9 protein-coding genes are annotated in these 7,434 nt (G+C 64.8%); 6 read left to right on the top strand and 3 right to left on the bottom strand.

The window, feature by feature from the left end; translation table 11 throughout:
- From ACX80C_RS11920 to ACX80C_RS11910, 3 genes are all read left to right on the top strand, one after another.
- On the top strand, positions 1–182 hold a 182-nt coding region (locus ACX80C_RS11920), incomplete at its 5' end, for a hypothetical protein (RefSeq protein ID WP_459326687.1).
- 105 nt (positions 183–287) lie between these two features.
- The gene (gene fbaA, locus ACX80C_RS11915) at positions 288–1,307 is read left to right on the top strand and encodes a class II fructose-bisphosphate aldolase (protein WP_459326686.1); all 1,020 of its coding nucleotides are present in this window, start codon (positions 288–290) and stop codon (positions 1,305–1,307) included.
- Entirely contained in the window at positions 1,307–1,729 is a 423-nt protein-coding gene (locus tag ACX80C_RS11910; RefSeq protein WP_459326685.1) for a DUF3151 domain-containing protein, read from the top strand. The genes fbaA and ACX80C_RS11910 overlap by 1 nt, the downstream gene beginning before the upstream one ends.
- Positions 1,730–1,832: 103 nt before the next feature.
- Here ACX80C_RS11910 and ACX80C_RS11905 read toward each other — a convergent pair whose 3' ends face one another.
- Positions 1,833–2,462 (bottom strand): hypothetical protein, encoded by a 630-nt coding sequence (locus tag ACX80C_RS11905; protein ID WP_459326684.1) that lies wholly within the window; start codon positions 2,460–2,462, stop codon positions 1,833–1,835.
- A gap of 125 nt (positions 2,463–2,587) precedes the next feature.
- On the opposite strand from ACX80C_RS11905, the gene ACX80C_RS11900 reads away from it, so the two are divergent.
- The 3 genes from ACX80C_RS11900 to ACX80C_RS11890 are packed head-to-tail and all read left to right on the top strand — an operon-like array spanning position 2,588 to position 6,277.
- Positions 2,588–4,042 (top strand): GntP family permease, encoded by a 1,455-nt coding sequence (locus tag ACX80C_RS11900; protein ID WP_459326683.1) that lies wholly within the window; start codon positions 2,588–2,590, stop codon positions 4,040–4,042.
- A gap of 49 nt (positions 4,043–4,091) precedes the next feature.
- The gene (locus tag ACX80C_RS11895; RefSeq protein ID WP_459326682.1) at positions 4,092–5,366 is read left to right on the top strand and encodes a CaiB/BaiF CoA transferase family protein; all 1,275 of its coding nucleotides are present in this window, start codon (positions 4,092–4,094) and stop codon (positions 5,364–5,366) included.
- Complete coding sequence (locus ACX80C_RS11890) at positions 5,363–6,277, top strand: beta/alpha barrel domain-containing protein (RefSeq protein ID WP_459326681.1); 915 nt, start codon at positions 5,363–5,365, stop codon at positions 6,275–6,277. The genes ACX80C_RS11895 and ACX80C_RS11890 overlap by 4 nt, the downstream gene beginning before the upstream one ends.
- Here ACX80C_RS11890 and ACX80C_RS11885 read toward each other — a convergent pair.
- Together ACX80C_RS11885 and ACX80C_RS11880 are read right to left on the bottom strand one after the other, a co-directional pair.
- Entirely contained in the window at positions 6,270–7,061 is a 792-nt protein-coding gene (locus tag ACX80C_RS11885; RefSeq protein WP_459326680.1) for an IclR family transcriptional regulator, read from the bottom strand. The genes ACX80C_RS11890 and ACX80C_RS11885 overlap by 8 nt on opposite strands.
- 19 nt (positions 7,062–7,080) lie before the next feature.
- On the bottom strand, positions 7,081–7,308 hold the full coding sequence (locus ACX80C_RS11880) for a hypothetical protein (protein WP_459326679.1): 228 nt from the start codon (positions 7,306–7,308) through the stop codon (positions 7,081–7,083).
- Positions 7,309–7,434 lie beyond the last annotated feature (126 nt).

The following is a 7,434-nucleotide window of genomic DNA, read 5'->3' as shown; positions in this document are numbered from 1 at the left end:
CGCGCTTTTCGGATGATTCACCATCAACTCAAGGATGCGCCCGCACCGGCCCGAGCGTCATCAGCAAGACCCGGCCACCCGCCTCGGCGGTCAGAGGCGAAGCCTCACTGGTAGACAGTCTTTCTACTGTCACAAACAACTGGTTATTAGTTTGTCTAGTGATTTTCATTGTCTCGCAGTGACCCAAGGTTTCCACGGTCTTGGGCGCGTCGATAGGATGGGGCAGCGGGAGGCTCGAGGGTTCGGTATGCCTCCCATCACCGAAGCGTCCACACTGAGGAGTTGCCGTGCCCATCGCCACACCTGAGATTTACAACGAGATGATCGACCGCGCGAAGGCCGGCGGCTTCGCCTACCCCGCAGTCAACGTCACGTCTTCGCAGACCCTCAACGCAGCGATGCGCGGTTTTGCTGAAGCCGGTTCCGATGGCATTGTCCAGGTTTCCACCGGTGGTGGCGCCTACTGGTCCGGCGCCTCGGTGAAAGACATGGTGGCCGGTTCCCTCGGCTTCGCGGCGTTTGCGCACCAGGTCGCCAAAAATTATGACGTCAACATTGCCCTCCACACCGACCACTGCCCCAAGGACAAGCTGGACGGCTTTGTCCTCCCGCTGCTGGCTGCTTCGGAGGAAGCTGTGAAGCGCGGCGAGAACCCGCTGTTCCAGTCCCACATGTGGGACGGCTCGGCCGAGACGCTGGAGGAGAACCTGCGCATCGCCAAGGATCTCCTGCCGCGTGCGGCCGCCGCGAAGATCATCCTCGAGGTGGAAATCGGCACTGTCGGTGGCGAGGAAGACGGCGTCGAGAACGCCATCAATGACAAGCTTTACACCACGGTTGATGACGCCATGGCCACCATCGAAGCACTCGGTGCCGGCGAGAACGGCCGCTACCTGACCGCCCTGACATTCGGCAACGTGCACGGTGTGTACAAGCCAGGCAACGTGAAGCTGCGTCCGGAAATCCTGAAGGACATCCAGGAGCAGGTCGGTTCGAAGATCGGCAAGGACAGCCCCTTTGACCTCGTGTTCCATGGCGGCTCCGGTTCCAGCGAACAGGAGATCGCCGACGCCGTCTCCTACGGCGTCATCAAGATGAACATCGACACCGACACCCAGTACGCGTTCACCCGCCCGGTCGCGGACCACATGCTCAAGAACTACGACGGCGTCCTCAAGGTGGACGGCGAGGTGGGCAACAAGAAGACCTATGACCCCCGCGTCTGGGGCGCTTCCGCCGAAGCGGGCCTCGCTGCACGCATTGTCGAGGCGGCGCAGTCCCTGGGTTCGGCAGGCAAGAAGCTCTGATGTCGGACGAATTCCGCAAGAACCTCCTCGGCCCCGAGCCCACCCTGCTGCCGGAAGAACCGGAAGTTGCCTCCCGCCTGGCCGCGGGGGATGAGGCCGTGGACCTGGCAGCCAAGCACCCGACGTCGTCGTTGGTCTGGGCCATCCTCGCCGACGGGGCGTACGCGGAAGGCCGCACCATCGAGTCCTACGCCTACGCTCGCACCGGCTACCACCGTGGGTTGGACGCGCTTCGCCGCAGCGGTTGGCGCGGCGCCGGCCCCGTCCCGTACTCGCACGAACCTAACCGCGGCTTCCTGCGGTCGCTGAACGCGCTGGGCCGTGCGGCGGCGTCGATCGGTGAAATCGATGAGGCCGAGCGCATAGCGAAGTTCCTCCGCGAGTCCGATCCCGAGGCAAGCGAGAAGCTGAGCGGGTCCTAGGCCGTAACCGTCAAAGGGTCGTCCTCCTTCGCTGGAGGGCGGCCCTTCGCGTTTTCAGGAACTTTCGTGCAGCTGTGGCGGCTTCACCGCACGGGACGTCGCGTTAGGTGCCCAAAACTTCAGACGGAACGACGACGGCGGTGGTCGTCACGTCCACAACCTGCGGCTTCTTCGGCACTGAGCTGAACCCGAACCGAACCCGTGGCCGGACGGACGACAGCTCGCCGAGGTCGTCTCCAGCCCACGACACCCTCGCCGAGGTGATGAGCCGCGCGCCAGTCACGCCGTAGTACTGCCTGCGCTGGCCCCGGGTGTTGCCGACGGTCCGGACCCCGGGCATGAGGACCTTCGCTATCGGGTTGATCGCGGTGAGCCAGCGCGGATGCGTTGCGACCGCCGTCGGAATCAGGCCAAGCAGCCGTCCCACGACTGTGGTTCCGCCCAGTGTGGCCTCCACTGCGAGAGGGCCGGCGTCCAGGCTCAGCGAATCCTCGCCCATGCTGACGCTCAACGGCTCCACCCGGACAATGTCGAACGAATAAGTGCCGGCTACATAGTCAGCGATCGACGATGACGGCGCCAGCAGCGTCCGCGTACCCTCCGCGCTCTGCACCATCACATCCGTGAACGCGCCAAAGGGCGACGACGCCCACATGCCGATCACAATCCGCACCCCTGAGGTGGTGCCCAGGCCCGCTATGTGTCCTACGAATCGTTCAGTACCGGCGCTCATGGATCCCATTATGTACGGACTTGTTCCGCCCCAACACTTGACTCACATGGTGAGCGCGTGCTCACATTGTAAGGAATCAGGTGTGTCCCGCATCACCAACCGTTCGTCCGTGGAGGTTCTTCAGCGTGGAAGACTGGCAAATACTCACTATCACCGGGGTGGCAATTCTCGCCATCGTGGTACTGATCATCCGGTTCAAAGTGAACCCCGTACTCGCCCTTGTGCTCGGTGCGGCCTTCCTCGGGCTGGCCACCGGACTCGGCGCTAACACCACTACCGAGACGATCATGCAGGGCTTCGCGGACATCATGTTCGAGGTAGGCCTGCTGATCGGCTGGGGCGTCCTGATGGGTGCCCTGCTCAACGAGATGGGCGCGATCCGGCGCCTGGTCGACAAACTGATGCACATCTTCGGCCCCAAGGGCATCCCATACGCCCTCGGCCTCACCATCGGCACCGCGCTGCAGTCCATCTTCCTCGACGTACTGCTGGTGATGAGCGCGCCGCTGGCCCGCCGCATTGCACCGCGTCTTGGCAAGTACGGCACGGCGAAGATCGCCACCGCAATGGCAATCAGCCTCGAATGCGGCATTGTGCTGATGGTTCCCGGCGTTGCAACCGTTGCGCTGGCCGGACTCCTGAGCGTCCCGCTCGGCGAAATGCTGATCTTCGGACTGCTGGTCATCATCCCGACCATCGTCACTTCCATCTTCATCATGAACTTCTTCATCACGCGCGGCCTGTGGAAGATCGACAAGGATCAGCAGCCGTTCGAGGAAGCCGAAGAGCCGTCCGACGGCAAGGGCGCTCAGGGCAGCCTCGCCCAGACGCCCAGGGACAAGATCCCCAACGGCCAGATCCCCAACGACGACGACGGCAGCGGCCACGTGCGCGTCGCCGCCCCGGCGAAGACCGGCGTGGATACCAAAGACCGCGAGCCTGGACTGTTTGTGATGTTCGCCCCCATGCTGCTCTCGCTGGTCCTCATCGGCGCCGGCGCCATCCTGAAGATGGTCAACTTCAGCTCACCGGTCATGGACTTCCTCTCCACACCGGTGATCTCCCTGCTGATCGGCCTGGTCGGCACGGGGATCGTTGCGCGGATGACCATCGGCACACCGCGCGTTGAGAAGGCAATTGCCCGCGGCTTCAGTGAGTCCGGCCAGATCCTGCTCCTCACCGGCGCCGGCGGATCGCTCGCCGCCATTGTCGCAACCAGCGGCATGGGCGACATCCTGGGCCAGTACTTCACAGCCAGCACGGTCGCCCCGCTCGTCGTGGTGTGGGCCATTGCCGCGGTGCTGCACATCGCCGTCGGCTCCGTCTCCATCTCGGCCATCACCGCCGCGGGCATCCTTGCACCCGTGGCGCCCGCCATGGGGCTGAATCCGGTACTCATTGCCCTCGCCGCGGGTGCGGGCTCACTGTTCCTGGTGCACGCGACGTCGAACACGTTCTGGCTGCTGCAGTCGCTGCTGGGCCAGACCACCCGCGGAACGCTCAAGTCCTGCTCGCTCGGTGTCTCGGTGGCCTCTGTGATGGCACTCGGATTCACCCTCGTACTCAGCCTGTTCCTGTAGCCGGTCCCTGCTGGAAAACTCTGCCCGAAGACCGCACGAAAGGAACTTTGTGGAACACCCCCACAGGAACAATGACATCGCGCCGCTAAAGGGAGTCCGCGTTCTCGAACTCGGCAACTACATCGCCGCCCCGACCGCCGGCCGCATGCTGGCAGACTTCGGAGCGGAGGTCATCAAGATCGAGCGGCCGCGTACCGGGGACGAATTGCGGAACTGGCGCCTCTACGCAGGGAACACGTCGATGCTGTATCGGACGGTGAACCGGAACAAAAAGTCCATGGTGCTGGACCTGCGCAGCGAGGAGGGCCGGGAGATTGTGCTGGAACTCGCCGCGAAGTCCGACATCGTGCTGGAAAACTTCCGCCCGGGAACCCTGGAGAAGTGGGGTATCGGGCCGGAGCAGCTCAATATAGCGAATCCTGATCTAATTTTGACTAGAATTTCCGCGTTCGGCCAGACCGGACCGCTCTCGGCACGTCCCGGCTTTGCCGCCGTCGCCGAAGCCTTTGGCGGTTTCCGGGAACTTGTGGGGGATCCCGACCGGCCGCCCGTACGCGTCGGCGTCTCCATCGGCGACTCGATCGCGGGCATCTACGCCGCGTTCGGTGCTGTGATGGCGCTGTTCGAACGCGAGGTGAAGCGCGGCGGCCCGCCCATCCCGCTGGACCATCGCACCATCGACGTCGCACTGAACGAGGCCATGCTCTCCGTGATGGAATCGCTGGTCCCCGATTACACGGCCTACGGCATCAAACGCGAACGCACAGGCGGGCGCATGGAGGGGATTGCGCCGTCGAACGCGTATCTCTGCAAGGGCGGCGGGAGCATTGTCGTCGCCGGTAACGGCGACGGCATCTACAAGCGGTACATGGAAGCGATCGGGCGGCCGGACCTCGGGGATGATCCCGGGCTGCAGTCCAACGCTGCCCGCTGGCAGCGGCGCGAGGAACTGGACGCTGCGATCGGGCAGTGGAGCGCGCAGTTCACCGTCGCGGAGGCTCTCGCCGTGCTCGACGACGCCGGAGTCCCCGCCGGACCGATCTACACGGCCGAAGACATTGTGAAGGACGATCAGTACGCATCGCGCAACATGATCCAGCGATTCAGCGTCTCGACGGGCGAGGAAGTGCTCGACGACGTCGCCTTCCCGGGCATCACGCCCGTCATCGGTGGTGCTTCGCTGCCCATCCGCAACCTCGGACCGGACCTGGGAGAGAACACGGCGGAGATCCTCCGCGACCTCCTTGACCGATCCACAGGAGACGTGGACCGCATCCTGGAAGACATGGGGCTGACCCCGGCCCTCGAGAAGGAGATCCGATGACCCGCACAACCGTGCTCCGCGACGTAACACTGCGCGACGGACTTCAGCTGACCGGCGGCGTCCTTGCCACCGACCGCAAGGTCAGCATTGTCCGTTCCCTCCTTGCCGCCGGGGTACCCGCCCTCGAAATCGGCTCCATGGCGCGCCCGGACCTGGTACCGCCCATGGCCAACACCGTCGAGGTCATCGAGGCACTCACGCCCGAGGAACTCGAGAAGTGCTGGGTCTGGGTGGCCACCCCGCGCCACGTGCAGAAGGCGACGGCGGCAGGCGCCAGGAACGTGCAGTACTGCCTCAGCGTCTCCGACGCCCACAACCAGGCCAACATCGGGCGCACCACCGAGGCGAGCATGGCCGCACTGCCGGAGGCCGTGGGGTACGCGAACGACGCCGGCGCCACCATCCAACTGTGCCTGGCGACGTCGTTCACCTGTCCGTTCGAAGGGCGCATTGACCCGGAACGGGTGCTCGCGCTGGTAGCCGACGAGCGCTCGGCCGGAACCAACGACGTCGTCATCTGCGACACCCTCGGCCACGCCGTGCCCCAGGAAGTGGGCAGCCTGATCCGCAGGACCGCTGAGCTCTCGCCGGAGCGCGGTGTTGTGTACCACGGACACGACACCTGGGGGATGGGGGTCGCCAACGCACTTGCCGCGATCGACGCCGGCGCCTACATGGTGGACGGCGCGCTCGCCGGTCTGGGTGGTTGCCCGTTCGCGCCCGGGGCCTCGGGCAACACCTCGAGTGAGGACATCCTATTCGCTACGCGCCCGGGGTGGCTCACGCCGTCGTCGTTCGCTGAACTTGTCACCCTCGGCGAAGGCGTCATCGCGGAACTGGGCGAGGACAACCGGTCCAAGGCCGCCCAGGGCGCGCGGTCGAAGGCCAGCGCATTCGAGTGGGTTATCTGAGCGCTTTTTCCCCGGGAAGCCGCCCGCCGATCATGCGGGTGATGCGCTCGGTGGCCTCGAGCAGGTTCTCCACCCAGGACTCACAGAGTTCGGGGGTCATGCGCAGCGACGGCCCCATGATCGTCAGAGCGCCCACGATGTCCGCCTGCGCGTTGAAGACCGGCGCAGATAGGCCGCTGGAGCCGGATTCGCGCTCGCCGATCGTAATGGCGTAGCCGTCCACGCGGGTCTTCTCGATTGCGTCGCGGAGAATTTCCCGGTCGGTGATGGTTCCGGCGGTCAGCGGATCGAGGTCCATGGCGAGGATGCGATCGGCAAGAGGCTGGTCATAGGCCAGGAGCACGCGGCCGGCGGAGCCTGCGTGGAGCGGCAGGATGTCGCCCACGTGCATGGCGCGGCGCAGCATGTGATGGGTCTCGGCCATTGCAACGCACACACGGTAGTCAAGCGATGACTGGTAGAAGCAGACGGTTTCGCCGAGGGAATCCCGCAGTTCCTTCATGACCGGCTTCAGGGTCTCGAGGATTTCGACGCCATGCGTGGCCGGAGCTGCCCAGTACGCCATCTTCACGCCAACCCGGTAGCCGTCCTGGGTGCGGTCGAGGAAGCCGTTGGCCACCAGGTTGCCGACGAGCCGCTGCACGGTGGAGGTCGGCAACCCCGTGGCCTTGCGGATGTCCGCGAGGGTAAGTTCGGGCCTGCTGAGCGAGAAGGCGTCAAGGATGCTCGTGATCTTGTTCAGGACCAGCAGGGGAGCGGGCCCCGTTTCAGCGGTTGCAGGCATACCCCAATCCTAGGATGACTCACTTGCCGTCCTGTTCGCCGTCCTGCTCGTCTTCCTCGTTGACCGGCCGGTCATCGTCCGCGGCATCGGTTGCGGCGCCCGACGGCGTTGCCCCGCCTTCGCCGCTCCAGTCGCTTTGGTCGCTGGCGTCGTAGGCGGGATCGGACTGGACGTCCGGATCGGTGCTGGGCTTGCCGGGCAGGTCTTCATCGATTTCCTGCGGATCGTCCGAGGTGCTCTGGCTCATGATGTCCTCCTGGGTGTTTTGTTGCCGTACTTGATTCCTACTTGGCTCGCGTGGTCTCCGTCAAGGAACCGGTACTGTTTCAGGATCCGCCTGCACTGCAGGCGTTGCCTGCAACGAGTGCGATCT

Source organism: Arthrobacter tecti (assembly GCF_054511355.1).
Note: the sequence above shows the minus strand (reverse complement) of the source record. Positions and strands in the feature narration are given on the sequence as shown.